This window comes from Candidatus Palauibacter sp. (assembly GCF_965208055.1).
Classification (GTDB): Bacteria; Gemmatimonadota; Gemmatimonadetes; order Palauibacterales; family Palauibacteraceae; genus Palauibacter.
In genome coordinates this window covers 1,511,950-1,538,341 of the sequence record NZ_CBDBNY010000004.1, presented here as the reverse complement: position 1 = coordinate 1,538,341, position 26,392 = coordinate 1,511,950, and the positions used below count along the sequence as shown (strand labels likewise).

Sequence of the window (26,392 nt, the reverse complement as noted above, 5' to 3'; positions counted from 1 at the left end):
GGGTCCATGACCACACCCGAGTGGCGGGTCCCGGAGCCGCTCGACGCGGTCGAGGTCGAGGCGACCGGCGGCGCCCGCATCATCCTCAGGCGGCACGGGAAGGTGGACGGTGCGCGGCTCGTCCTCAGCCATGACAACGGGCTCGCCATCGACCTCTACTACCCGTTCTGGTCGCGCCTCGCCTCCCGCTTCGAACTGATCGTCTACGACCTCCGCAGCCACGGCCGGAACCCGACGGCCGACCTCGCCGATCACAGCGTCGCGACCTTCACGGCCGATGACGCGCGCATCCGGGCCGGCATCGAACGTCACTTCGGCGCCAAGCCTGCGGTCGGCGTGTTTCACTCGCTGTCGGCGATGATCGCCCTCAACCAGGATCCGCCCGGGCGCGGGTACGCGGGACTCGTCCTCTTCGATCCGCCCATGTATCTGCCCGACGGCGACCACTACGGCATCGACACGCTGTGGCGGCGGCTGGGCATGCTGGCCCGGCATCGCCAGCCCCGGTTCGCCACGAGGGAGGAGTTCGCCGAGGAGTTCCGGCGTTCGTGGGTGTTCGAGTTCACCCGGCCGGGGGTGGAAGACCTCGCGGCGGACGCGTTGCTCCGGCCCGCATCGGACGGGGACGGGTACGAACTCCGCTGTCCGCGCGAGTTCGAGGCGCAGGTGTTCGAGTACGGCTTCGCGTACTCCTTCGAGCCGGACACGACGGACTTCGCCTGTCCCGTGAAGGTGATCGGCGGCGATCCGAGCGTCGAGTTCTCCTCGCTGCCCAGCGTCGACCTCGAGGGACTGATCGGGTGGGACTACGACTTCATCCCGCACACGACGCATTTCCTGCAGCTCGAACACCCCGAGGAGTGCGTCTCCACGATGATCGCGTTCCTCGAACGGGAGGGCCTCGCGTAGCTACACCTGCCCCATGGCACTCTCGCCGCCATGCAGGAGGTTCATGATGAGACGCACCATCAGATCCTTGGCCGCGGGGGCGCTCTCTGCGATGAGCAGCGTGAGCGCCGTGACCGCCTGCGGGTTCAGCGCGTGCTCGACGTTCTCCTGCTTCAGGTAGAGCAGGAAGAGCAGCGAACCGGATGATCGCGCCCGTGGCGGTGTCGAAGTCCAGCACGCCGGTCGACGGACTCCGACCGGGCGGCATCCGTAGACGGTCCTCGTCGTACTCCACGAGCAGGCGCCAGGTGTCGGCGTACTGCCCGATGACGTCCAGCACGGCCCTGCCCGTGTCGGTCACCAGCACCTGGTTCTTCAGCGTGCGGCTGAGCAGGTCGAGAGTGTCGCGTGCTTCACGCAGGCCGCGCTCCGCCAGCCGCCGCTCGTTCAACGTGTAGCCGTGGATCAAGTGCTCGCGCAGGGTGCGCGTCGCCCACTGCCGGAACCGCACACCGCGCTTGGAGTTCACGCGGTAACCGACCGAAATGATCGCATCCAGGTTGTAGTGCTTCAGCCGTCGTCGAACCGTACGATCCCCCTCGGCTCGAACTACCAAGAAATCCTTGGTAGTTGCTCCGGCCTCGAGTTCGCCGCTCGAGAAGACGTTGCGGAGGTGCATCTGCACGTTCCTCGATGTCGTGCCGAACACTTCCGAGATTTGGCGTTGCGTGAGCCACGCAGTCTCCCGGTCGAAGCGGACATCCACCCGCACGTCGCCATCGGATTCCTCGTATACGATGACCTCGCCGCCGGGTGCGGCATCGTCGACGGCATCGGTTACGGTGCTTTCAAGATCCATCCCGATTCCTCCCATCGTCCTCCTCCTCACCTCATCAGAATGCGGTCCAGCCGGTCCAGCGCCTCGCGGACATCCCCAAGGGCGGACTCGGCGGTGGGCTCGGCGGGCCGGGTTCCATACGGTTGCACCGGCTCCCGAACTGTCGTCGGCTCCGGGCCCTCCGGCTCGATAATCGTGAACGGCACATGGCGGTGACCGCGCCTCATGCGGTACGCGGAGAAGTGCCGCCGGTCGCGGGTGAACACCCGATCGATGCCCGAGCGCTCCCCGACGCAGACCAGGGAGGCCTCCGCAAAGTCCATCGGCATATCCGCATATCGGACCATGAGGTCGAAGCAGCGCCACAGATCCCCATCCTCCAAGCGGGAGACGGCGAGTGGGCCGTCCAGCACCAGGTCCATCACGCCCCGCGCCGCCCGCGGCCGTCGCGCCAGCAGGTGGAAGGCCTCCGTGAGCACCGGGGCCGTCGTGACGGACTCGTCGCGCAGGGCCGCGAGGGTCCGGCCGCAGGCGGCATGGCCCGGCTCGGACGGATCGAACGCGGCCACCAGAGGCCCCGTGTCGATCAGGATCACTGCCGGTGCCTCTCGCGGATCGCCTGGACGACGGCTTCCTTGTAGCACCGACGCGGCATGGGAGCGGATTCGGCATCGTCCGGAGCCCCGGCCGACCCATCGTCGTATCGCCGCATGATGCGCGTGTAGGCTTCGCCAATCGTCTCGTCCGTTTGTCCCCCCAGCCGGATTCCGTTCACGTCCGTGTCGTAGGAGCGGAGCCCCCGCCGCAGCACGTCCGAGATCGACCTGCCGGTCTTCTCGCGAAGATCCGTGAGGATCGCTTCCTCCTCCTCATCGAGCCGCACCGTCCGCAGACCCATGTCCCAATCCTTCGGTTGAGGGTTCTCATGTATTCTATGTGTAATACGAATTTGACCGCAAACGTCCGTCAGGCGCCGGTGAGCAACGATCATCGGCCAAGCCTTGTTTCATAGAGCAGTCGGCATCCCGTAGGTTGGAACCGTCCGCGCGCGCCCTGGGACACGAGCCCGGCGCCGCGGCCCGGCTCCCGCGACCGTCCGAGGGAAGAGAAGGGCTGGCCAGCGCGTGTTCGAGTTTCTCTTCAAATACAGGCCCGTCGTGTTCGAACGCGGCGATCTCTCCCTCGCCGCCCCGTGGTGGGGGGTGATGCTCGTCTTCCTCGGCGTGGCGGCCGTCGTCTGGTTCGCGCTCGAATACCGCCGCGTCGGACCCACCGTGGAAGCGCGCGACCGCTGGGTCCTCATGGGGCTGCGCGCCGCGGCGCTCGGGGTTCTCGCCTTCCTCCTCCTGCGGCCGGTGCTCCTCGTCTCGACGGTCGTCCCCCGGCGGAACTTCGTGGCGGTTCTGCTCGACGACTCGCGCAGCATGCGCGTGGCGGACGAGAACGGAGAAACGCGTGCGCAGCGGATGCTCGACCTCTTCGGCGGGGCGGAGGAGGATGCGGAGGGAGGGACGGACAATCCGCCGGCCGATCCCCTGGCCGCCGACCCCGGCGTGTCGGGTTCCGCCGCCATGGATCCGGCGACCGCGGACCCGGACGATGGACGGGCGTTCGAGATGCAGCGGGGCGAAGGCGCGCTCCGGAAGGCGCTCGAGGACCGCTTCCGGCTGAGGATGTACGGGTTCGACTCCGACGCGGACCGGATCGACGCGGCGGGCGAGATGGCCTTCACCGGCCCCCGCACGAACCTCGCCGCCGGGCTCACGCGCGTGCAGCAGGAGATGGCCGGACTCCCGCTGTCCGGGATCGTCGTCGTCTCCGACGGCGCGGACAACGACGACGAAGCGATCCCGCCGCTCTCGGAGGCGCTGCTGTCGGCGCGCGCGGCGGGGATCCCCATCTACACCATCGGAATGGGGGCGGAACGCATCGCCCCCGATGTCGAGGTGCGTCGCGTGGAGGTGCCCCGCGCGGCGCTCGAGGGGACGACGATCGTGGCCGACGTCATCGTCTCCCACGCGGGGCTGGCCGGGCGCACGGTGCGGCTCGATGTGGAGGACGAGGGGCGCATCGTGGGCACGCATAATCTCACGCTGGGGCCGGATGGCGAGGAAGCCGTGCAACTCCAGTTCACACTGGAGGAGTCGGGCCCGCGCGCGATCCGTTTCTTCGTGGATCCGCAGGAGGGAGAGGCGCTGACCGGCAACAACGAGCGTCAGGTCCTGGTGGAGGTCGGGGACACGCGCCGGAAGATCCTCTACTTCGAGGGCTCGCCGCGACCCGAGAACAAGTTCGTGCGCCGCGCCGTGGCGGAAGACGAGAACCTGCACGTCGTCACGCTCCTGAGGACGGCCGACGAGAAGTACCTGCGGCTCGACGTGGAGGGGCCGGGCGAACTCGCGGGCGGGTTCCCGGCCACGCGCGAGGAGTTGTACGAGTACGACGGGCTGATCCTGGGGAGCGTGGAGGCGAGCTTCTTCACGCACGACCAGTTGCAGATGATGGCGGATTTCGTGGCGCAGCGTGGGGGCGGTCTCCTCGTGCTGGGCGGGCGGCGGTCGCTCGGGGAGGGCGGTTACTCGGGGACGCCGCTGGCCGACGCGCTGCCGGTGGTGCTCGAGGGAGCGGGCGAGCCGGACGTGCTCGAGATCTCGGCGGAACTCACCCTGGCCGGACAGAGGCACGCGGCCATGCGGATCGCGGAGACGGCCGAGGCCTCCGGCGAACGCTGGACGGAGCTTCCGCCTCTGACCTCGGTGAACCGCGTGTTCGTGACCGGGTTGAAGCCGGGGGCCGTCGACCTCCTTCGGGGGGTGCCGGCCGACGGCGAACCGCGCCTCCTCCTCGCGCACCAGAGGTACGGGCGCGGGACGTCCATCGTGTTCGCCACGCAGGACTCGTGGCTGTGGCAGATGCACGCGGACATCCCGCTGGAGGACGAGACGCACGAAACGCTGTGGCGGCAACTGCTGCGCTGGCTCGTGCATGACACGCCGGGCCGCATCCAGCTCGATGCGGGGGAGGACGTGGCGCCCATGGGCGAGCCGCTCCGGATCCGGGCCGACGTCGAGGATGAGCGCTACCTGCGCGTGAACGGAGCGGATGTCGTCGCCAGCGTCACCGGGCCGGACGGGACCGAGTCGGAGGTCCGGCTCGACTGGACGGTGGAGCGGGATGGCGAGTACGAGGGACGTTTCGTGCCGCGGGAGCCGGGACTGTACAGCGTGCAGGTTCGCGCCGAGGGAGCCCGGATCGGGGGCGCGGGGGCCGGGGCGGAGACGAGCCGCGACATCGCGGAAGAAGTGAGTTTCTTCCGGGCGGGGACGCCCCGGATCGAGGAGTTCGGGGCCGGGCGCCGCACGGAACTGCTGCGCCGGATCGCCGACGAGACGGGGGGGCGGTTCTACACGGCGGACGAGGCGCAGGTGATGGCCGACGAGATCCTGTACACGGAGAGCGGCGACACCGTGTACGAGGAGCGCGCGCTGTGGGACATGCCCATTCTGTTCCTCCTCCTGGCGGGACTGCTGGGCGGGGAGTGGGCGTATCGCCGGCGGAAGGACCTCGCGTGACCCGGGGCGCGCGGCTCACTTCGGTCTCCGCGGTGCTCGTCCCGGCGCTGCTCCTCGGCGCCGGCGCGGCGTCCGGCCACGCTCCCCCGGTTCAGGGGCCCGCCGCGCCGCGGACCCATGTGCTCATCGTCAGCGGCCTCGGGGGCGCGCCGGAGTACTCCGAGCAGTTCCGGGCGGAAGCCGAGTCGCTGCTCGACGCGCTCGACCGCCGCTTCGGCGTTCGCGAGACCGTCACTTGGCTCGCGGAGGATGCGGCGCTGTCCCCCCGCGTCGCGGACCGGGCCACCCTGGAAGCGGTCGAGCGGGAAGTACTCGCCATGGCGAACCGGGCGGGGCGCTCGGACGTGGCGCTCATCCTGCTGCTCGGCCACGGGAGCGGCCGCGGCGAGGAGTCGCGCTTCAGCCTGCCCGGCCCGGACCTGTCCGCGGACGCGCTCTCGATGTGGCTCCACGCGTTCCCGACCCAGACCGTGGCGGTCGTGAACGCGGCGAGCGCCAGCGGCGGGTTCGTGCCCGCGGTCGCGGGCGAGCGGCGCATCGTCGTGACGGCCACGCGCTCCCCGCGCGAACGCGAGCGGACCCACTTCGGCGGCTTTTTCGTCGACGCCTTCGCGCTGGACGAGGCGGACGTGGACAAGGACGAGCGCGTGTCGCTGCTCGAAGCCTTCCGCTACGCGACCGGCGAGGTCCGCCGCCGGTACGAGCGAGACAACGAGATGCTGACCGAACACGCCCTGCTCGACGACGACGGGGACGGCGAGGGATCGCTCGAGCCGAGTCCGGACGGACCCGACGGGACGCTCGCGAACCGGTTCTTCCTCGCCCAGGCGCCGCCGGCGCTCGCGGGGGCGGCGGCCGACGATCCGGCCGTGGCCGCGCTCCTGGCGCGGAAGCGCGAGGTGGAAGAGGGGATCGCCGCCCTCCGGGCGCGCCGCGACGAGTTGGAGGAGGAAGAATACGACGCGCAGCTCGAGACGCTCCTCGTCGAACTCGCCCGCATCAACCGCGCCCTCCGCGAAAGCGGGAGCGACCCGTGCGGCTGACCCGGCGCCGCGTCGTCCGGCTGCCCGCGTCTCCGACGCGGTTCGCGCTCCCGGCCCCGGCGCTGGCGTTCGCGCTGGTGCTTGGAGCGCCGCTGCCGGGGCGCGCACAGGAGCGGGCGAGCGCGGACGACGGCGGCGGTCCCCTGCACGTCGCCCTCGAAGCGCACCAGACCGGCGACTACGGACAGGCGGTCTCGGCCTACCGGTCGCTGGCCCGCTCCGGGCACGAATTCCCGGCCTCGGCGCGCGGGTGGGCGCGCGCGCTCGCCGCGACCGGAGAGTACGAGTCCGCGCTCGAAGCGCTCGACCGCGCCGCCGCGCGCGCCCCGGACGGCGCCGACGCGGAGACCGAACTCGCGCGCGCACGCGGAAGTATGCTGTACGCCCTCGGGCGTCTCGACGACGCCGAAGCGAACTTCCGCCGCGCCATCGAAGGCCGGGCCGGCGACGCCCAGCTCGCGCGGCTCGACCTGGGCCGCCTTCTCTTCGACCGCGGCGAGCGCGAGGAAGCCCTCGCCCTGTTCGACGGGTTCATCGATTTCTACAACCGCGCCCGCCGTCTCGACTCGGAGGAACTCCGCGCCGTCGGCGCCGCGCTCACCTACCTCGGAGCCCGCGACCCCGACCTCTTCCACGACGCCGTGCGCGCTTTCGAGGAGGCCATCGAAGCCGACCCCGGCGACCCCGAGCCGCGCATCGACCTCGGACTCCTCTTTCTCGACAAGTACGACAGCTTCGAGGCCGGGCCGCTGATCGACGAGGCGCTGGCCCGGAATCCGGCCCACGCGGCCGCCCTCCTCGCGAAGGCGCGCCGCGCGAAGTTCGACGGTTCCACGGAGGCGCTCGAACTCGCCGAGCAGGCGCTGGAGACGAACCCCCGCTTCACGGAGGCTCGGGCCTTCATGGCGCGACTCTACCTGGAGCTCGAGGACGTGGGCGAGGCCGAAGCGGAGGCGCGGCGAGCGCTGGAGACGAACCCCGTCTCCCTCCTCGCGTGGACGGAGATCGCGGCGGCCGCTCACCTCCGGGGGGACGCCGCCGCCTTCGCGGAGGCGCGCGACCGCGTGCTGCGGCTGGATCCGCGGCACGCCGACCTCTACGTGGCCCTCGCGCAGGTCGCCTACCGCACGCACCGGTACGCCGATGCGGTGGAGTTCGCGCGGCAAGCGGTGGCCCTCGATCCCCTGTCCTGGCCCGGCAGGGCGGAACTCGGGCTGAACCAGCTCCGCACGGGCGATATCGAGGCGGGACGCGCCACCCTCGAGGCCTCCTTCGCGGGCGATCCCTTCAACGTGTGGGTGTTCAATACGCTCGACCTGCTCGAGGAACTGGCCGGGTTCGAGACGGTGGAGAGTCCGCGCTTCCGTTTCTCCATGCACCCGAAGGAGGCCGGCGCCCTCTCCATCTACGCCACGGCGCTCGCCGAGGAAGCGTTCGACGCCCTGAGCGCCCGCTACGGGTTCGAGCCGCCGACACCGATCTCGGTCGAGGTCTACGACCGGCACGCGGATTTCTCCGTGCGCACGGTCGGACTCGCCGGCATCGGCGCGCTCGGCGTGAGCTTCGGTTCCGTCCTCGCCATGGACTCCCCCGGCGCGCGCCCGGGCGGCGCGTTCAACTGGGGCTCGACGCTGTGGCACGAGATCTCGCACGCCTTCACGCTCGGCTACACCGAGCACCGCGTCCCCCGCTGGCTTTCCGAGGGACTCGCGGTCCTCGACGAGCGACATGCACGGGAAGGGTGGGGATCCGATGTCGATCCCGGCTTCCTCGCGGCCTTCCGGGACGAGCGGCTGCCCTCGCTCGAACGCTTCAACTACGGCTTCGTGCGGCCCGCCTACCCCGGCCAGGTGCAGCACGCCTACTACCTGGCTTCCCTCCTGTGCGAGATGATCGAGACGACGCGCGGCTTCGACGCGATCCTCGGCATGCTCGCGGGATACCGGGACGGGCTGGAGACGCCGGAGGTCGTGGAACGGGCGCTGGGGACGACGCTCCCGGCCCTCGACCGGGAGTTGCGGGACTACATCGAGACGCGCTTCGACCCGACGCTGCAGGCGCTGGGCGACGAGGAAGCCGGGGCGCCGCCGGGCTCCGACACCTTCGCCGGACTGCTCGTGGCGGCGGCGGAAGCCCAGCGCGCGGGCCGGAGGGAAGAGGCGCTGCGGGCGCTCGAAAGGGCGCACGAGATCTTCCCCGAATACGCGGGGCTCGACGCACCGGTCCTTTTTCTCGGCCACCTCCGCCGCGAAGCGGGCGACTTCGCGGGCGCCGCGGAGGCGTACCGGACGTACACCGCCCTCAACGAGAACCACTTCGAAGCCCACCTCGCGCTGGCCGACCTCGAACAGTCGCTCGGCAATGATGCGGCCGCGCGCGAGGTGCTGGAACGCACGATCTGGATCGACCCCTTCCACCTCGACCTGCACACGCGGCTCGCCTCGAGCTACGAGAGGGCCGAACGCTGGCCCGAGGCGGCGCGCGAACGGCGAGCGCTGCTGGCGCTGCAGCCGGCGGACCTCGCCGAAGCCCACTACCGGCTTGCCCTCGCTCTGCACCGGGGCGGGGACGCCCGAAGCGCGCGCAGCGCGGTGCTCGACGCGCTGGAGATCGCCCCCAACTTCGAGGCCGCGCTCGACCTCCTGCTCGAGATCCGCGGCGACCCGGAGGACCGGCGATGACCGCGCGGACCCGACTCGTGGCCCGCCGTCTCGCGACCGGCGGCCTGGCCGCGCTGCTCACGCTGCTCGCCGCCGCCGACCTCGAGGGCCAGCGCGGGCGCGGACGCCGTGGCGGCGGATTCGGGGACGACCTCGGCGCCTACCAGGAGTACAACACGCCCTACACGGGCGAGTTCACCTTCGTCCGCCTCTACTACCGGACGGGCGGCCGGGGCTGGAACCCGGGCTGGTCGCACGACTGGCCCGTGGCCGAGCGCAACTTCGGCGAGATCATGGACGCGCTCACGACCATCGGCCCGCGGCGCGGGGGCGGCAACGTCCTCGCCATGGACGACCCGGACCTGTTCAAGTTCCCGGTGGCGTACCTCTCGGAGCCCGGCGACTGGGGCATGAACGAGGCGGAGGCGGACAACCTGAGCAACTATCTCCGCAAGGGCGGGTTCCTCATCATCGACGACATGGGCGGCCAGCGGGATCTCGACTGGACGGAGCAGGTCCTGGGCGTCCTGCTCCCGGGGCTCGAACTCGTGGAACTCGATGTGAGCCACCCGATCTTCGACTCGTTCTTCCACCTGGAGCAGAGCAACATCGAGATGCCGCATCCCTACCGGGGCGGGATGGCGAGTTACTGGGGGGTCTTCGAGGATAACGATCCCGATGGCCGCCTTATGGTCATCGTGAATCACGACAACGACATTGGCGACTACATGGAGTGGTCGGACCGGGGGTTCGTTCCCATCGCCCTGTCCAACGAAGCGTACAAGCTGGGCGTCAACTATGTGGTGTACGCCCTCACACACTGAGCTCACGTGGAGCCGAGACACTGAACCCGGAAGGAGCCGGCATGGAAGCCGACCCCCGCTGGATTGACGCGCCGGACCGGACACCGGATCGGGAGCCGGACGAGGCCCCGGACCAAACCCCGGATGCCGCGCCCGAAGCGGTCCCGGACGACGCCGAACTCGCCGACCGCCTGCGCGAGAGCGCCGAAGCCGTCCGCGCGGAACTCAAGAAGGTCATCATCGGCCAGGACGATGTCGTCGAACAGGTCCTGATCTCGATCTTCGCCGGCGGAAACAGCCTCATCGTCGGGGTCCCGGGACTCGCCAAGACGCTCCTCATCCAGACGCTCTCCGACGTCCTGCACCTGAGCTTCAACCGGATCCAGTTCACGCCGGACCTCATGCCGTCGGACATCACCGGGACGGATATCATCCAGGAGGACCCGGAGACGGGGCAGCGCAAGCTCGTCTTCATGCAGGGGCCCCTCTTCGCGCACGTCGTGCTGGCCGACGAGATCAACCGCACCCCGCCCAAGACGCAGGCCGCCCTCCTCGAGGCGATGGAAGAGAAGCAGGTGACGATCCAGGGACGGACCTACGGCCTTCCGGACCCGTTCTTCGTCCTCGCCACGCAGAACCCGATCGAGCTGGAAGGCACGTATCCGCTCCCCGAGGCACAGCTCGACCGCTTCATGTTCCAGATCAACATCGGCTACCTGCCCGAGGACGAGGAACTCGAGGTCATCCTCCGGACGACGACGGTCGAGGGCGAGCCCCCGCGGCCGGTGTTGTCGGCGGAGGCGATCGCCGGCTTCCAGCACCTGGTCAGGAAGGTGCCGATCTCGGAGTCGGTCGCGCGCTACGCGGTGCAGTTGGCGCGGCGCACCCGCCCCGGGCGCGACGACGCCCCCGATTACGTGAAGCAGTACGTGGCGTACGGCGGGAGCGTGCGCGCCGCGCAGTACCTCGTGCTCGGCGGCAAGGCGCGGGCCCTGCTGCGGGGCGAGATCAATGTGTCGTTCGACGACGTGCGCGCGCTCTGCGCCCCGGTCTTCCGCCACCGCGTCCTGACGAACTTCCACGCGGAATCCGAGCGCGTCTCGACGGACGACCTCGTCGAACGGCTCCTCGACGACGTGAAGCCGCCGAAGTCGGGGATGTGAGCGGGGAGCCGGGCTGAGCCATGCGGGCGCGAATCGTCTCGAGGACGGTTCCGGGGACGCAGTTCCTCGATCCGGCGGTGCTCACGCGGATCGGGAACCTCGAACTCGTGGCGCGATCCGTGGTCGAGGGGTTCATCGCGGGCGCGCACGGGTCGCCCTTCCTCGGGCTGTCGCTCGATTTCGCGGCGCACCGCCAGTACCTGCCGGGCGACGACATCCGCAAGATCGACTGGAAGGTCTACGGACGCACCGACCGCCACTACATCAAGGAGTACGAGGCCGAGACCAACGCGAACGTCTTCTTCGCCGTGGACGCCTCCCGTTCCATGGACTACGGCTCGCGCGGGATCACGAAGCTCGACTACGCCCGCTACCTGACGGCCTGCCTCGCCTATCTTTCCGCGAGTCAGCGCGACCGCGTGGGCGCCGCGATCTTCGATGAGAAGCTGCTCGAATACATCCCCCCCTCGGTCCGGCACCGACGCCTGATCCTGGCGGCGCTCGACCGCATCCAGGCCGAGACGGCGGGCGATCTCGCGCGGCCCCTTACGCAGGTGGCCGAGAGTCTGGTCCGCAAGGGGATCGTCGTTCTCGTCTCGGATCTCTACACGGAACCGAAGACCGTCCTCGACTCGGTGGGGGCGCTCCGCGGCAAGGGACAGGACGTGATCGTGTTCCAGATCATGGACCCGGCCGAGGTCGACTTCCCGTTCGAGGCCGCGAGGTCGTTCGAGGACCTGGAGACGGGAGAGCGGCTTCCGGTGACCCCCGACGTGATGCGCGAGGAGTACCTCTCCCTGGTGGAGGGGCATGTGGGCGAGATCTCGAAGCTGATGATCGAGCGCGGGATCGACCACGAACTCGTCGTCACCTCGACGCCGCTCGACGCCGTGCTCTTCCGCTACCTGTCGCACCGGTCGCGGCGCCTGAAGGGGAAGGACCGATGAGTTTCCTGACCCCGTGGTTCCTGGCCGGGCTCGGACTCCTCTCGATCCCGATCATCATCCACCTCACGCATCGCCAGCGCAGCCGGGTGACGGTGTTCCCGTCGCTGATGTTCCTCCGGAAGCTGCCCTTCAAGACGATGAACCGGCGCCGGATCCGGCACCCGCTGCTGTTCGCGCTGCGCTGCATCGCGGTCATCCTCCTCGCGCTCGCCTTTTCCCGGCCCTTCTTCGACACGGTGGCGGAGATGGAGGCGGGTTCGGCCCGCGACGTCGTCATCCTCCTCGACGTGTCGGCGAGCCTGGGCTACGAAGGGCGCTGGGAGGCCGCGCTCGACTCCGCGCGCGCCGTCCTCGACGGCCTCGGGGAGGGGGACCGCGTCGCGGTGGCGACGTTCGATGAACGGGCGCGCGAGCGGGTGCCGTTGACGCTCGATCTCGTGGCCGCCCGGGACGCGCTCGCGGATCTGGCGACGACCGACCTGGGGACGCGGCTCGAAGGGGGAATCCAGCTTGCGGAGCGGATCCTCTCGGAGTCGGAGGACCGGACGCGGGAGGTCGTGCTCGTCTCGGACTTCCAGCGCACGGGGTGGGAGGACGGCGGCAGGGTGCGGCTTCCCGACGGAGTCGCGCTGCGGGCGGCGAGCGTCGCGCCGGAGGAGGGCGCGAACGTGGCGCTCGCGGAGGCGGCGGTGCGGGCCGCGGGCGACGGGCGCGTCCGGCTCCTGGCCCGGCTCGCGAATATGGGCGACGCGGCGGTGGAGGGGCTCCCGGTGTCGCTCGAGATCGCGGGACGGACGGTCGCGACGATCCCGGTGGACATGCCGCCGCGCGGGGCCGGCACGGCGGTCTTCGACGACCTCGCCCTCCCGGAAGGCCGGAGCCGCGGGCGCCTCACGATCCCGGAGGACGGGCTGGCCATCGACAACGCGTTCCGCTTCGTGGCGGCGCCCGAGGCGGGACTGCGCACGCTCATCCTGGAGAACAACCGCAGGGCGTCGGACGGGAGTCTCTTTCTCGAGCGCGCCCTCGAAATCGGCGACGCGCCCCGTATCGAGACCTCGCGGACGCCTGCCACGGGCCTCGATGCCGGGGCGCTGTCGTCCGCGGACTTCGCGATCCTCAACGACGCCGACCTCGCCGACGCGGGCCGGGCCGGCCGGCTGCGCGAGTGGGTGAGCGACGGCGGGGGCCTGCTCATCGTCCTCGGACGGGATGCGAGCATGAATCGGTGGTCCGACGCCGGACTGGAACTGCTCGGCGCCGCCCCCGGCTCCCTCGTGGACGCCGCGGACGGCCGCCGGCTGTCGTCGCTCGACTACGACCACCCCGTGTTCGAGCTGTTCTCCGGTCCCCGCAGCGGAGACTTCTCGGGCGCGCGCTTCGACCGCTTCTGGAGCCTCGAGCCTGGCGAGGGCACGGTGGTGGTGGCGCGCTTCGACAGCGGCGAGCCCGCCCTGTTCGAACATTCGGTGGGCGAGGGCCGCGTGCTGGTCTGGACGTCGACCCTCGACCGCTACTGGAACGACCTCGCGCTGCAGCCGGTCTTCCTGCCCTTCGTGCACCGGCTGGCGCTCCACGCCACCGGGTACCGGGAGCCGGAACGCTGGATCGAAGCCGGGGGCGTGCTCGAGCTTGCCGCGCTCGTCGGAACGGGTGGGGCGGGTGTCGCGGGCGTCACTGAGCTCGCCGGGGACGAGGCCGAGTGGGTCCTGGTGGATCCGGACGGCGACCGTCAGCCGGTGGATGTCGGCGAAGGGCCGACGTGGATCGAGTTTCCCCGCGCGGGCTTCTACCAGGTGGCCCTCCGGGACGACGCCGGCCGCGCGATTACCGTGGCGGTGAACCCTCCGATTACCGAATCTGATCTGGCGCCGGTGGCGACCGAGCGCGTTGTGGAGGCCGTGGCGGGCGTCGCGCCGCCGGCGGCCGGAGCCGCCGGCGAGAACGGCGCGGCGGCGGACGAAGAGACCGTACCGCGGCGGGCCGAGCTCTGGTGGGTGCTCCTGGTGCTCGCGGGGCTCGTGCTGGCCGTGGAGAGCGTGCTGGCGAACCGCTGGACGCGCCAACGCCCCGTGTCGGGGCTGGCGGGCGCCTGAAGGAGGATGACGATGATGCGATGGGCGAAGACGCGGAACACGGAGCACCAGTTGCTCGAGATCGTTCGCGGGGTGAGACGCCGGTGGCGCGTGCGCCAGCTCATCCAGGGCGTCGCCGTGACGCTGGGGATCGGTTTCGCCGTCTTCTTCATCGCGACCTTCGGGATCGACCGGCTGCGCTTCGACGACGGCGCGGTCCTCGCCTTCCGCATCCTGCTCTGGGTCGCCGCGGCGGGTCTCGCCGCCTGGTTCGTGGTGCGTCCGCTCCTGCGCCGGGTCTCGGACGCGCAGGTCGCGCTCTACCTGGAGGAGCATGAACCGTCGCTCAAGGCGGCGTTCCTCGCGGCCATCGAGCGTGCCGGGTCGCCGGGCGCCCGCTCCGGCCTCGACGCTCGTCTGCTGGAGGTCGCGGCCCGGCGCGCCCGCCGGGTGGACCGGGGACGCCGCGTCGAGCGCGACCGGCTGCGCCGTTCGACCGCCTGGTTCGCGGGCGTCGCCACGGCCGTGCTGCTCATCGCCCTCTTCGGTCCCGCCTTCCAGGGCACGGCGGGCTCGCTCCTCCTGAGCCCCTGGAAGACCGCCGACGCCGCCAATCCCTACGCGATCACGGTGGAGCCCGGAGACGCGCTCATCGCTCGCGGCTCGGATCAACTCGTGCGCGCGTTCCCGCAGGGCTTCGAGACCGACGAGGTGGAGGTCGCCGTGCGGCGCGGCGAGTCGGAGGTGTGGGAACGCTACTTCATGACGCCGGCCGCGGAGGGCGCCGCGTTCGAGGTCCTGCTCTTCGACCTCGACGAGCCCACCGACTACACGGTGAGCTCCGAGGGCGTCCGCTCCCCCGTCTTCACCATCGAGGTCGCGGACCTGCCCTACGTGGACCGGATCGACCTCGAGTACCACTTCCCCGCCTACACCGGGCTGAGCCCCCGGACCGTCGAGGACGGCGGCGACATCGCCGTGCTGCGCGGGACCGAGGTCCGGCTTCGCGTGATGCCGACGATGGCCACGGAGGCGGCGCGGCTCGCCTTCGACGGCGAGGAGGAGGGCGCGGCGCTCGAACTCGTGGACGGCGCGTTCGAGACGAGCTTCACGGTGACCGGCGAGACCTTCTACCGCATCGAATTCATGGGTCCGGGCAGCCGCTTCGTCATCGGCTCCCCCGACTACCTCGTCGAACCGCTCGACGACCAACCCCCCGGGGTTCGGATTTCCGAGCCCGGACGGGACACCCGCCTCTCGCCGATCGAGGAACTGTACGTGGAGGTCGAGGCGGAGGACGACTTCGGGCTCGGGCGGGTGGAGCTCCTCTACTCGGTGAACGGCGGTGAGGAATCGTCCCGCGTTCTCCACGGCGCGGCCCGCGGCGGGACCACTCAGATCTCCGGCGGACACACCTTCTTTCTGGAGGAGTTCGGGCTCGAGCCGGGCGACGTCGTCTCCTACTACGCCCGCGCGACGGACCTGCGCTCCGGCGGCCCCGGCGGCGGGGTCGAAAGCTCGGACATCTACTTCGTCGAAATCCGTCCCTTCGACCGGAATTTCCGCCAGGCCGAGCAGGGCGGGGGAGGCGGCGGAGGCGGCGGGGCCGGCATGGGCGGCGAACTGTCCGAACAGCAGCGCCAGATCGTCGCCGCGACCTTCCGCCTCGAGCGCGACGAGAACGACTTCGACGACGAGGAGATGTCGGAGAACCTGGCCACCCTGACACTGCTGCAGGGGCGGCTGCGGCAGCAGGTCGAGGAGTTGATCGCCCAGATGCAGCAGCGGGGCGTGGCGGGCGATCCGTCGCTCGAGACGGTTTTTGGCGAACTCCCGCTGGCGCCGCCCGCGATGCTGGAGGCGGAAACGAAGCTGGGAGAGCGTCGGTTGCGGGAAGCGCTCGCGCCCGAGCAGCGCTCGCTCCAGCACCTGCAGCGCGCGGAGGCCGCGTTCCGCGATGTCCAGGTGCAGCAGGGCGGCGGCGGTGGCGGCGGTACGCCCGGGAGCGTCGGGGCGGGGGCCGAGGAACTCGCGGACCTGTTCGAACTGGAACTGGACCGCCTGCGGAACCAGTACGAGACCGTCCAGCGCGGCCAGCAGCAACAGCAGGACCAGGAGGTCGACGAGGCGCTGCAGAAGCTCGAGGAACTCGCGAGGCGCCAGCAGCAGATGAACGAACGCGCGGCCGCGCAGCCGCGCGGCGCCGCCGGCGGAGGCCAGGGCCAGCAGCAGCAGATGATCGAGCAGACCGAGGAGTTGGCCCGGCAACTGCAGCGCCTGGCTCGCGAGGACGACCGGGCGGAGGTCGAGGAATCCGCGCGCCGGCTGCAGGAGGCGGCGGACGAGATGCGGCGGGCGCAGGCGCAGGGGCGCCGCGGGCAGGGGCAGGCGGAGGCCTCGAACGCCCTCGACCGACTGCGCGAGGCGCGCCGCCTGCTCGAGAACCGTCAGGTCGCGGCGGTGGAACGGGAAGTCGAAGACGCCGCCCGGCGGGCCGAGCGCATCGCGGAGCGTCAGCGGGAACTCCAGAGCGACGTGAACGAGGATCCGACGGGCGGAGATCGGGACCGCGTGACCGGACTCCGGGAACGTAAGGCCGAACTCGCGCGTGAGGTCGACCAGTTGGAGACCGATCTGGACCGTCTGGCGCGCGAGGCACGACAGGACCAGCCGGACGCAGCCCGCCGCCTGGGAGAAGCCGCGGCCGAGATCCGCGAGAGCCGGCTGCGGGACAAGCTTCTTTTCTCCCGAGGGGTTCTCGGCACCCAGTCCGAGGACTACGTGCGGAACTTCGAGGAGCAGATCACCCGTGACGCGGAGAACGTGCGGGCCCGGGTCCAGGCCGCGCGGGACGCGCTGGGCGAATCGGACCCCCGCCGTCTCGGCCGGCAACTGGACGAGACGCGAGACCTGGTCCGTGGCCTCGAATCACTCCAGGAACGCCTGCAACAGGGGCAGGAGGGGCAACAGGGGCAGGGACAGGAGGGCCAGGGTCAGCAGGAAGGCGAGGGCGGGCAGGGACAGGGCGAGCAGCAGGGACAGGGCCAGGGCCAGGGCGGCCGTGGCGGGCAGCCGGGGCAGCCCGGCCAGACGCCGCAGGGCGGCCAGGGGTTCGCGCCCGGCGGAGGGGGCGGCGGAGGCGGCGGACCGCGGCTTTCGCCGGAAGATGTCCGGCAGTTCCAGCGCGAGTTCCGCGAGCGGGGACTGGACGCGCGCCGCCTGCGCGACGAACTGCGTCAGGAAGGCGTCGACGTCGGCGACCTCGACCGGGCGATCGCCGGGCTCGACCGCCTGCGGACCGCGGGAGACTTCGACGATCCGGAGGAACTCGCAGCGCTCCAGGCGGACGTGCTACGGGGCCTGAAGGATTTCGAGTTCGCCCTGCGCCGCGAGCTGGGTTCGCAGATCGAGCGCTTCTTCCTCTCCGGGTCGGATGACGTCCCCGAGGAATACCGCGAACTCGTGGAGGCCTACTACCGGGCGCTGTCCGAGGACCCACCGCCCTGAGCGATCCGCGCCTCTACCTGTTCTCCGTCCTGGCGCTCCTCACGGCCGGGCTTCTCGCCGCATGGGCGCGCGCCGCCGCCGCCGCCACGCGGGCCGGGCGGGAGCGAGACGGCTGGCGCGGTCGCCCCAGCGCGTTCGAACTCGTGGTCGGCTTCGGCACGAACTTCTTCGACACGCTCGGCATCGGCTCCTTCGCCCCCACGACCTCGCTGTTCAAGCTGAAGAACGTCGTGCCCGACGAGGAGATCCCCGGCACGATGATGATCGGGCACACGCCCCCCGTCGTGATCCAGGCCTTCATCTTCATCGCGATCATCAGCGTCCAGCCGACGACGCTCTTCGTCCTCATCGCCGCCGCCGTGCTGGGAGCATGGCTGGGCGCGGGGATCGTGGCCCGGCTGCCCCGCTCCCGGATCCAGATCGGGATGGGGGTCGCGCTCCTCATCGCCGCCGCCACTTTCCTCATGGCGATCTTCGAGGTCACCGCCGTGGGCGGGGAAGCATCGGGCCTGTCGGGCGGGTCGCTCGCCCTCGCGGCGGGCTGCCTGTTCGTCCTCGGCGCGCTGATGACGATCGGGATCGGGATCTACGCCCCGACGATGATCGTCGTCAGTCTCATGGGACTGAACCCGGCCGTCGCCTTCCCCATCATGATGGGCGCGTCCGCCTTCCTCATGCCGGTCGCGGGCCTGCGTTTCCTCAAGGCGGGACGCTACGGACTCCGCGCGGCCCTCGGCCTGGCGACCGGAGGGATCCCGGCCGTGCTGATTGCCGCGTTCATCGTCCGGTCGCTTCCCCTCACCGCCATGCGCTGGCTCGTCGTCATCGTCGTCCTCTACGCCGCGATCGCGATGCTGCGATCCGCCCTCCACGAGCGCCGCTCCGGCCCCGGCCCGGCGGCAGACGGAAGGAGGGCCGCGGGGGCTCGTTGAGTTCTGATTGATGGCCCGGACGATAGTATCGGGTGGAACGGATCGGCGGTGGCCATGTAGGTTGGAGGAAGGTCGCCATGACAGCCGCACGGCCGCATCCGGACGACACCTTGAAGCGCGAGGAGGGCGCACGGAATGGCAGATCTGGAGAAGCTCGAAACAGTCCTGAGGGAGGTTCTCAGCGAGCAGTTCAGCGGTGTGGTCTTCGACTCCGTTCGAATCCGCGAGGGCACGGACCATGACGACGATGCCGTTCTTTACGTCAGGGCGGTCTTCCGGTCGGACAAGCCGCTCGACGTAAACGCTCGCGTCGGCTTCGTCCGGCATCTTCGGCCTCATACAAACCGCGTCAAGCCGACCTGCGCTGCGCAGTTAGTGCCGCCTACTACGCCAAGAGATGTGCACAGGTCGACAGGTTCGGTTTTCCACAGCCCATCGTCGATTTCGCCAATGTGTTCACGGAGATGCAGGACAAGCGGCATCGGGCGGACTATCATCCATCTCCCAATCTCATCCGGAGCGAAGTGATGGCGGACATCGAAGATTGCGAGAACGCGATCGAGCGGCTGGAGAGTTCTGAGCTCCGTGACAAGCGCGCATTCGCCGCGTTCATCCTTTTTGCGAGACGAGCCTGATCCGAATGAGCATTCGAGTTCTCTCCAGAGTCGACATCGAGCGGGCGGTGGACGCGGCGGCGGCGGTGGACGCGATGCGGGTGGCGTTCGGGGAAGTGTCCGGCGGGCAGGCGGTGGTCCCCGTGCGCGGGCATGTCGAGAGCCGGCGCGGGATCACCCTCCTCATGCCGGCCTTCCTCGGCGGCTCCGGAGGGCTCGGGGCCAAGATCGTGTCGGTCTTCCCCGGCAACCTCTCCATCGGTCAGCCGATGATCCAGGGGGCGGTCCTCGTGATGGACATCGAGACCGGGAGGGTCCGTGCCCTCCTCGACGGCGCCTCGCTGACGGAGATCCGGACGGCGGCGGGGAGCGGGCTGGCGACGGAGCTCGTCGCCGATCCGGCGGCGGACGTGCTGGCGGCGTTCGGGGCCGGCGCCCAGGGTCGCGCGCACATCGAACTGCTGGCGGCGTGCCGGCCGCTGCGCGAGATCCGGATCGTCTCCGTCCCTCCCGAAGGCGCCGAGGAGTTGGCCGCAGCGCTCACGGAGCGAGCCGCATCGCTCGTGCCGCCGGAAGGGGGTGCTCAGCCCCGGATCCAAGCCGCCGCGACCCCGGCCGAGGCGCTCGACGGCGCGGGCCTCGTCGTGACCGCAACCACGAGCGAGACCCCGGTCTTCTCCCCCGAACACCTTGAACCCGGCGCCCACATCAACGCGATCGGCGCCTTCCAGCCACACACCCGCGAGATCCCGGAGGAGATCGTCGCCCGCTCCCGCGTGATTGTGGACCAGCGCGAGGCGATCTGGGAGGAGGCCGGCGACCTCATCATCCCGGTGGAGAAGGGGGTTGTCGGGCGCGACGTGATCGACGCCGAACTCGGCGAGATCGTGAACGGCGAGGCCCCGGGCGGACGCGGCGACCACGATTTCACCCTCTTCAAGTCGGTGGGGAACGCCGCGCAGGATGTCGCGATCGCGGAAGCGGCCCTGAGCCGGGCGGAGGATCTCGGACTGGGCTCGGTCGTCCCCTTCTAGCGGAACGCGGACCGCGATGAGTGAGGTCACGCTCCATGGCGCTCTGGTATGGGCCCTCCTCGCGCTCGCTCCGCTGACGTTCATCGGCCTGCTCCGGATGAAGGCTCCGTACGGCCGCCACTATTCCGGGCGCGGCTGGGGTCCGGCCCTCCCGGATCGCGTCGGCTGGATCCTGATGGAACTGCCGGCGCCGGCCTTCTTTGCCTGGGTCTATTTCAGTGGACAGTCGGCCGGTAGCGGCGCCCCGCTCGTCTTTCTCGGCATCTGGCAGTGCCACTATCTGCACCGGACATTCGTCTATCCCCTCCGGACGCGGACCACGGGAAAGAGGATGCCCGTCGCCGCCGCGGCCTCCGGGTTCACTTTCAATATGGTCAACGCGTATGTGAACGCGCGCTGGATCTCCGAGATCGGACGATACGACCCGCAGTGGCTGGGAGATCCCCGGTTCCTGGCCGGCCTGCTCGTCTTCGCGGCCGGCTTCGCCCTGAACCTTCACTCCGACAACACCCTGCTGAAGCTTCGGAAGCCCGGGGAGACGGGCTATTCGATCCCGCAGGGCGGCGGGTTCCGCTACGTCTCCTGTCCGAACTATCTGGGCGAAGTGATGGAATGGGCCGGCTGGGCGCTGGCGACGTGGTCGCTGGCCGGGCTCGCCTTCTTCCTGTTCACCGCGGCGAACCTCGTCCCGCGGGCGCTCAGCCACCACCGCTGGTACCGGGAACGGTTCGAGGACTACCCGCCGGGGCGGAGGGCGATCATTCCGGGATGGCTCTGATCCCGGGAAGCGCGAGCAGGCTGCGCGGATCCACGCTCGTGCCCCCGTAGCGCACGACCCAGTGCAAGTGGGGGCCGGTGACCCGGCCGGTGGCCCCGACCCGCCCGATGGGCATCCCCGCCGCGACGGTGTCGCCAACGGAGACGAGTGGCTCGCTCAGATGGAAGTAACCGGTGAGCAGGCCTCCTCCGTGGTTGAGGTAGACGACGTTCCCCGCGAGCAGGAAGCCGTCGACGACCGCCACGACGCCGTCCGCCGCGGCCGTCACGGTCGTGCCGCGGGCACCCGCGAGGTCCAGTCCCATATGGCGGCTCGTGATCTGTCCGTTGAACTCGCGACCCGTGCCGAACCCGCTCGTCACGCGGGACTCGCGGGGGAGCCGCACGACGCTCCACATGCGGGGCGCGGCGTGCGCCTCTCGGGCGGCGCGCGCGGCCTTCTCCCGGTCGCTCCGCAGCCGGGCCTGGTCCTCCTCGTTCAGCGGGGACCCGAAGCGCGGCGCCACGGTGAGCCGCTCGTGCGCGTATTCGCCGGCCCGAACCGGGATGCGGAGCGAGTCGGTCCGAGAGCGGCCGTCCGCGTAGTCCGCCCGCACCCACGCGTCGAGCGTGTCCACCGTCGAGATCGGGACCGCGGCCAGACTCTCGAACACCGGGCCGGCGCGCCGGAAGTGCAGCGCCTCGCCCGCTACCTCGCCGGTGGCCGAAATCACGCCGGAGCCCGAGGGCGCCGCCACGCCGATGACGAAGAGGTGGCCCTGCACGGGCTCGGCCGGCGCCCAGCCGACCTCCACCGGTGGCAAGGGAGGCGGCGGCGGATCACAGGCGATGTTCAGCGCGATGGCTAGCGTGGACACCGCCACGACGCCGCGCTTCGGTCCCCGCGGTGCCGTGCGCCGGATGCAGGTCATATGACCAACGTGTGATCCCGGATCCCCCGCTTGTACTGTTTCACCGTCGTCTCCTCGGCGAAGACCTCCGCCATCACCTGGGCCTTTGGCTTGGGCGTACACGGCCGCCGTGCCATGTCGACCTCCTTCCGGCCTGCCAGATTCTACCCTGCGCAGCACTGCGCCCGGAGGTCAAACATCACAATGCCGGGATGTCCAGGATCTGGGCGTCGGCCAACTCCGGCCTGGCGCCCTCGGCCTGGACGGCGGCGGAGCGGACCACGGCCCGCCTCCGGCACTCGCTGGACGGGGTCATCGTCCACCAGGACCGAGACCCGGTCGAGGCACTCGCGGCCGTCGTCCGCGACCGGATCAACTACTACAATCGGGTGCGTCGTCACTCCTCCCTCGGAGACCGGCCACCCATGACCATCGTCGAGGACTTCTACCGCGAGGACTGAGCAGCACAATAAACCCGGAGGTCGGGTGTCCAACTCTTGGGGGTCACTTCACTCCGTGAGTTGTCTTGGAGTGGGTGCTCCACCCGCAGGTCCTCCCCCGGGCAGGGGAAGGACGGGTTCCAACATGAGCCCCGGTGGCCGGGAGGGAAACCCGGTCGGCGACCGAGGCTTGGCCACCGATGGTGCGAGGCGTCCGGGACGGGCAGATCCCAGGTTTCTGCTCGGCCCCGCGGGCTCGCGAGAGAGCGCCCCGCGACAGGTGTGGAGATCCGCCGTTCACACCGCCCCCTCGCCGTTGCGGTAGGCCTCGCCCGGCGTCCGCCCGCCGAGGGACGAATGCGGACGCACCTCGTTGTAGAAGTCGAACCAGGAGCCGATGATCCGTTCGGCGTCCAGCCCGTCGCGGAGTTCGTGGAGATACACCGCCTCGTACTTCAGCGACCGCCACAACCGCTCGATGAAGATGATGTCGAGGAAGCGGCCCCTGCCGTCCGTCGAGAACGCCACGCCCGCACCCAGCACCCGGTCCGCGAACGCCTCGCTGGTGAACTGGGCGCCCTGGACGCTCTCATGTTTGTCAAGCGGGCGATGGCGCGGTGAGCACGCGGTAGACTTCGCGTGCCACATAACGCTTCAGGCAGCGCATGACCTCGCGCTTTGGAAAGTCTCTCCCGGGTGCGCCGCTCGACGTAGTCCCGGGTTCGCTGGTCGGTGCGCATGCGGCACACGACGATCATGTGGAGGGCCGAGTTGGCCTGGCGGTTCCCCCCGCGGTTGAGGCGATGGCGCTGCGTCTTCCCGCTCGATGCGGGCAGCGGGGAGGCACCGCACAGCATCGCGGAGCTCGCCTCGGAGCGCGGTCGGCCGGGATTCTCGCCGGCGGCGACCATCAGCTCGCCCGCGCTGGCGACGCCCACGCCTTCGAGCGCGAGCAGATCGGGAGCGAGCTCCTCGACGAGCGGAGCGATGTTACGCTCGAGCGCGGCGATCTCCTCGTCGAGGGCCAGGATCCTGCGGGCGAGGGACCTCAGAGAGAGCCTGGTGGCAATCGCCGGGTCCCGGTATCGCGCGGCATCCGGCCTCCAGGCCGCACAGGCGCGCAGGCGGCGCATGCGGGTGAGGTTGCGGATCCGGTCGCGGATCCGGTCGCGCACCTCGGCCGGCGCGGCGACGACGGTGTTGTGGAGCTGCTGCAGGGCGGCGTGGCGGGACTTGACCGCGGTCTTGCGAGTTGTGCGCAGCACCCGCAGGGCCTCCATCGCGCCGCCGCGGCCCTTGGCGACCTGGACCCGGCATCCCGTGCGAGCCGCCTCGGCGGCCGCAACCGCATCGAGCGCGTCGTCCTTCCCCCTGGCTCTTCGCGCGGCCGGGTCCGGACCGGTCACCTCGAGCACGGGCACTCCGGACAGCGCCAGGTGCCGGGCAATGCCGGCGCCGTAGCTGCCGGTGGACTCGACTCCCACGCGCAGGAGCTCGCCGTGGGACCGGAACCCGGCAAGCATCGCCCGGTATCCGGTTCGTGTCGTGGAGAACGATTCGGTGCCGAGCACCGCGCCTTCGACCGTCAGAATGGCGGCGGTGTGCAGATCCTGGTGGGTGTCGACGCCCCCGACGATCCCGGTGTCCCCAGCTGGCGTACTCGCCATGTCGGCCCCCTCTGTCCATGATGGGTGAACGGGTTGGCACCGAACCCGGCCGATGTCGCACACGACAGTGAAGGGACGCCTTGGGCCAGACTCTCATAAGGTCACGATGTCGGTCGAGGCCGGAGCCTCAACCGGTTGCCCCCGGGTGGCCGACGAGTCCAGCGAATGACAGCTCGGTCGGTCGGAGTGCGGGTCAAGCCACCTTGGGGCGGCTGCGGCCGCCCCCGCACCAGACCTCCAGGCGTCAGTCAGTATTCGAGTCAGACCACGGCGAGGGCACCGGCTCTCGAATACTCACTGTCGGTATTCAGGATCTCTGGAGCCCTCCAGCCCAGCGCGTGGTCCAGGGCTTCGACGCAGAACGACGCGTCCAGCGTGTTCGACAGCCGCCAGGCGAGCACGTGCCGGGTCGCCCAGTCCATCACGGCCACGAGGTAGAAAAAGCCTTGTGTCACCGGAACATAGGTGATGTCCGCGCACCACACGTGGTCCGCCCGCGAGATCGCGAGGCCGCGCAGCAGATAGGGGAAGATCCGGTGCTCCGGACTTGCCACGCTCGTGCGCGGTCGCCGGTAGACCGCCTCCACCCCCATCAGGCGCATGAGCTGCCGGATCCGGTGCCGGCCAAGGGTGACCCCCTCGCGGCGCAGATGCCGCACCATCTGCCGGCTCCCGTAGAACGGATACGCCATGTGCAGCTCGTCCATGCGCCGCATGAGCGCCAGGTTCTCCGCGCTCTCCCCCTTCGGCCGGTAGTACTGCGACGACCGCCTCACGCCCAGCAGCGCACACTGTCTCGTAAGACTCAGCGCTCCGTCCCGCTCGATCATCCGCACTCGCTCCGCCCGGCTCAGCGCTTGAGCCCGCGCCGACAAAAATCCCGTTCGACCGTGAGCTCTCCGATCTTCGCGTGCAGCTCCCGGAGCTTCGCCTCGTGCTCCCTTGCGAGCTTCCGGCCCGCGCCCCCGGCGAACCTCTCCCGCGTATCGTTGCCCATGAGGCGACGTCCTTTCTCCGGGTCTCACCCCGGATCCGCTGTTACTGGTCAGCTGAAAGGTACGTCGCCTCCACTCTTACACGATGGAGTGGACGCCCCCTCCCGACGGCATCGCGATGTGCCAAGATGGTGCTGAGCGATTCGTCGACCATCGGAGGGAGGAGGCATCCAATGGAGGAGGTTAGCGTCATCGGGATCGATCTGGCAAAGCGCAGCTTTCAGGTGCACGGAGCGAGGGCGGACGGGTCGGTGGCCTACCGCAGGAAGCTTGGCCGCGGGAAGCTGCTGGGCTTTCTCGCTTCGCAACCGCCGTGCACGGTGGCGATGGAGGCGTGCGCCAGCGCCCACTACCGGGGCCGGGAGATCATGGCGCTCGGCCACGAGGTGAGGCTGGTCCCGCCGATCTACGTGAAGCCCTTCGTCAAGAGGCACAAGAATGACGCGGCGGACGCGGAGGCGATCACGGAGGCGGCCGAGCGTCCGACGATGCACTTCGTGGCGGTCAAGACCGAGGCGCAGCAGGCGCGGGGGATGCTGTTTCGCACCCGCGACCTGCTGGTGCGCCAGCGCACGCAGACGATCAATGCGCTTCGGGGTCACTTGGCCGAGTACGGCGTTGTCGCTCCGCAGGGCAGGAGCGGGTTCGGGCAACTGGCCGGGGTGATCGAGGACGGGGACTCGGGCCTGCCCGCGGCGGTCGTCGAGCTGGGCGGGCTGCTGCTCGGGCGGATCGACGAGCTTGATGAGAAGATCGACGGACTCGACCGCGAACTCCGGACGAGCGCGCGGGAGTGCGAGGAGGCGGCGCGCCTGATGACGATCCCGGGCATCGGGCCGGTCACCGCGATGGCCATCCAAGCCTTCGCGCCGCCGATGGAGAGCTTCCGGCGCGGTCGCGACTTCTCGGCTTGGCTCGGCCTTGTGCCGCGGCAGCATACCACGGGCGCCAAGCCGAGGCTGGGCAGGATATCGAAGATGGGTCAGCGCGATCTCAGGCGGCTGTTGGTCACGGGAGCCATGACCGTTGTTCGGCACGCGATCCGGTACGATGGGGACACGGATCCGTGGCTGGCCGGGATGTTGGCGGGCAAGCCGAAGAAGGTGGTCGCGGTGGCGCTCGCCAACAGGATGGCGCGGAGGGTCTGGGCACTGACGACGAGACGAGAGACCTACGGGGTTCGCGGCGCCGCCTGACCGGGCGCTGAAGGGAGAGAAGCCAAGAGCAAAGAAGCTGTCGGGGATGTGTGGGTGTAGAGCAGGACGCAGGAACGGGTAAGGGCAAACGGTCGACAAGACGGGATCGGAAAAACCAGCCTTAGGTGAAGGGCCTCTGAGCCCGCTTACACGATTTGGATCCGATCTTACGAACACCATACGGACCCGCGGCCACACAGCGCCGCATCCAGAGGCCGGACATACGACAGTACCTGGCCACACTACCACCAACTCGGTTCTGTGGAGTTGCCCCGCTTGCCCACCTGGGGGCGTCCACATACACTTATTGACCGGACCTCCTTGTACAACCCGGTTCCGCTATATTTTCCA

20 protein-coding genes and 2 pseudogenes are annotated in these 26,392 nt (G+C 70.0%); 15 read left to right on the top strand and 7 right to left on the bottom strand.

Translation table 11 applies throughout. The features are described 5' to 3' along the window. Positions 1–6 precede the first annotated feature (6 nt). Entirely contained in the window at positions 7–909 is a 903-nt protein-coding gene (locus ACOGXI_RS07010; protein WP_419938152.1) for an alpha/beta fold hydrolase, read from the top strand. On the opposite strand, the gene ACOGXI_RS07005 is transcribed toward ACOGXI_RS07010, so the two are convergent. The 3 genes from ACOGXI_RS07005 to ACOGXI_RS06995 are packed head-to-tail and all read right to left on the bottom strand — an operon-like array spanning position 815 to position 2,624. Further along, on the bottom strand, positions 815–1,747 hold the full coding sequence (locus ACOGXI_RS07005) for a virulence RhuM family protein (protein WP_419938151.1): 933 nt from the start codon (positions 1,745–1,747) through the stop codon (positions 815–817). The two genes, ACOGXI_RS07010 and ACOGXI_RS07005, sit on opposite strands and share 95 nt — an antisense overlap. A gap of 26 nt (positions 1,748–1,773) precedes the next feature. Then, positions 1,774–2,322 (bottom strand): type II toxin-antitoxin system VapC family toxin, encoded by a 549-nt coding sequence (locus tag ACOGXI_RS07000; protein ID WP_419938150.1) that lies wholly within the window; start codon positions 2,320–2,322, stop codon positions 1,774–1,776. Next, a complete protein-coding gene (locus ACOGXI_RS06995; RefSeq protein ID WP_419938149.1) occupies positions 2,319–2,624 on the bottom strand; it encodes a ribbon-helix-helix protein, CopG family in 306 nt (101 codons plus the stop codon). Before ACOGXI_RS06995 ends, ACOGXI_RS07000 begins: the two co-directional genes overlap by 4 nt. A gap of 226 nt (positions 2,625–2,850) precedes the next feature. On the opposite strand from ACOGXI_RS06995, the gene ACOGXI_RS06990 reads away from it, so the two are divergent. The 12 genes from ACOGXI_RS06990 to ACOGXI_RS06935 all read left to right on the top strand — a co-directional run bounded on the left by ACOGXI_RS06990 (position 2,851) and on the right by ACOGXI_RS06935 (position 20,854). Next, complete coding sequence (locus tag ACOGXI_RS06990; RefSeq protein WP_419938148.1) at positions 2,851–5,298, top strand: glutamine amidotransferase; 2,448 nt, start codon at positions 2,851–2,853, stop codon at positions 5,296–5,298. After that, positions 5,295–6,341 (top strand): hypothetical protein, encoded by a 1,047-nt coding sequence (locus ACOGXI_RS06985; RefSeq protein WP_419938147.1) that lies wholly within the window; start codon positions 5,295–5,297, stop codon positions 6,339–6,341. Before ACOGXI_RS06990 ends, ACOGXI_RS06985 begins: the two co-directional genes overlap by 4 nt. Further along, positions 6,332–9,022: a tetratricopeptide repeat protein gene (locus tag ACOGXI_RS06980; protein WP_419938146.1), complete on the top strand. Its 2,691-nt coding sequence runs from the start codon at positions 6,332–6,334 to the stop codon at positions 9,020–9,022. The genes ACOGXI_RS06985 and ACOGXI_RS06980 overlap by 10 nt, the downstream gene beginning before the upstream one ends. Further along, positions 9,019–9,825, top strand: coding sequence for a DUF4159 domain-containing protein (locus ACOGXI_RS06975; RefSeq protein ID WP_419938145.1), 807 nt, complete (start codon positions 9,019–9,021; stop codon positions 9,823–9,825). Before ACOGXI_RS06980 ends, ACOGXI_RS06975 begins: the two co-directional genes overlap by 4 nt. A 41-nt stretch (positions 9,826–9,866) precedes the next feature. Further along, entirely contained in the window at positions 9,867–10,967 is a 1,101-nt protein-coding gene (locus ACOGXI_RS06970; protein WP_419938144.1) for an AAA family ATPase, read from the top strand. Positions 10,968–10,987: 20 nt separating this feature from the next. Then, a complete protein-coding gene (locus ACOGXI_RS06965; protein ID WP_419938143.1) occupies positions 10,988–11,914 on the top strand; it encodes a DUF58 domain-containing protein in 927 nt (308 codons plus the stop codon). Beyond that, positions 11,911–14,010, top strand: a complete 2,100-nt coding sequence (locus ACOGXI_RS06960; RefSeq protein ID WP_419938142.1) for a BatA domain-containing protein — start codon at positions 11,911–11,913, stop codon at positions 14,008–14,010. Before ACOGXI_RS06965 ends, ACOGXI_RS06960 begins: the two co-directional genes overlap by 4 nt. Positions 14,011–14,022: 12 nt before the next feature. After that, on the top strand, positions 14,023–17,496 hold the full coding sequence (locus ACOGXI_RS06955) for a hypothetical protein (protein ID WP_419938141.1): 3,474 nt from the start codon (positions 14,023–14,025) through the stop codon (positions 17,494–17,496). Further along, positions 17,493–18,428 carry a TSUP family transporter gene (locus ACOGXI_RS06950; RefSeq protein WP_419940170.1) on the top strand — a complete coding sequence of 312 codons (936 nt, stop codon included), beginning with the start codon at positions 17,493–17,495 and terminating at the stop codon, positions 18,426–18,428. The genes ACOGXI_RS06955 and ACOGXI_RS06950 overlap by 4 nt, the downstream gene beginning before the upstream one ends. Before the next feature lie 135 nt (positions 18,429–18,563). Continuing rightward, positions 18,564–18,956, top strand: coding sequence for a hypothetical protein (locus tag ACOGXI_RS06945; protein ID WP_419938140.1), 393 nt, complete (start codon positions 18,564–18,566; stop codon positions 18,954–18,956). A 112-nt stretch (positions 18,957–19,068) separates the two neighbouring features. After that, positions 19,069–20,076 (top strand): ornithine cyclodeaminase family protein, encoded by a 1,008-nt coding sequence (locus ACOGXI_RS06940; protein WP_419938139.1) that lies wholly within the window; start codon positions 19,069–19,071, stop codon positions 20,074–20,076. A 16-nt stretch (positions 20,077–20,092) separates the two neighbouring features. Then, complete coding sequence (locus ACOGXI_RS06935; protein ID WP_419938138.1) at positions 20,093–20,854, top strand: DUF1295 domain-containing protein; 762 nt, start codon at positions 20,093–20,095, stop codon at positions 20,852–20,854. Here the strand turns inward: ACOGXI_RS06935 and ACOGXI_RS06930 are convergent. Next, on the bottom strand, positions 20,835–21,710 hold the full coding sequence (locus ACOGXI_RS06930) for a M23 family metallopeptidase (protein WP_419938137.1): 876 nt from the start codon (positions 21,708–21,710) through the stop codon (positions 20,835–20,837). The two genes, ACOGXI_RS06935 and ACOGXI_RS06930, sit on opposite strands and share 20 nt — an antisense overlap. A 245-nt stretch (positions 21,711–21,955) precedes the next feature. Here ACOGXI_RS06930 and ACOGXI_RS06925 point away from each other — a divergent pair, with 245 nt between their 5' ends. Beyond that, positions 21,956–22,204 carry an integrase core domain-containing protein gene (locus ACOGXI_RS06925; protein ID WP_419938136.1) on the top strand — a complete coding sequence of 83 codons (249 nt, stop codon included), beginning with the start codon at positions 21,956–21,958 and terminating at the stop codon, positions 22,202–22,204. Between the two features lie 276 nt (positions 22,205–22,480). Here ACOGXI_RS06925 and ACOGXI_RS06920 read toward each other — a convergent pair whose 3' ends face one another. The 3 genes and pseudogenes from ACOGXI_RS06920 to ACOGXI_RS06910 all read right to left on the bottom strand — a co-directional run. Beyond that, positions 22,481–22,711 (bottom strand): integrase core domain-containing protein, encoded by a 231-nt coding sequence (locus ACOGXI_RS06920; protein WP_419938135.1) that lies wholly within the window; start codon positions 22,709–22,711, stop codon positions 22,481–22,483. Between the two features lie 70 nt (positions 22,712–22,781). Next, positions 22,782–23,850 (bottom strand): annotated as a pseudogene (locus tag ACOGXI_RS06915) (IS110 family transposase). Positions 23,851–24,149: 299 nt separating this feature from the next. Beyond that, positions 24,150–24,784: pseudogene (locus tag ACOGXI_RS06910) on the bottom strand (IS3 family transposase); the annotation flags it as partial. Positions 24,785–25,018: 234 nt separating this feature from the next. Here ACOGXI_RS06910 and ACOGXI_RS06905 point away from each other — a divergent pair. After that, complete coding sequence (locus tag ACOGXI_RS06905) at positions 25,019–26,041, top strand: IS110 family transposase (protein WP_419938134.1); 1,023 nt, start codon at positions 25,019–25,021, stop codon at positions 26,039–26,041. Positions 26,042–26,392: the final 351 nt, after the last annotated feature.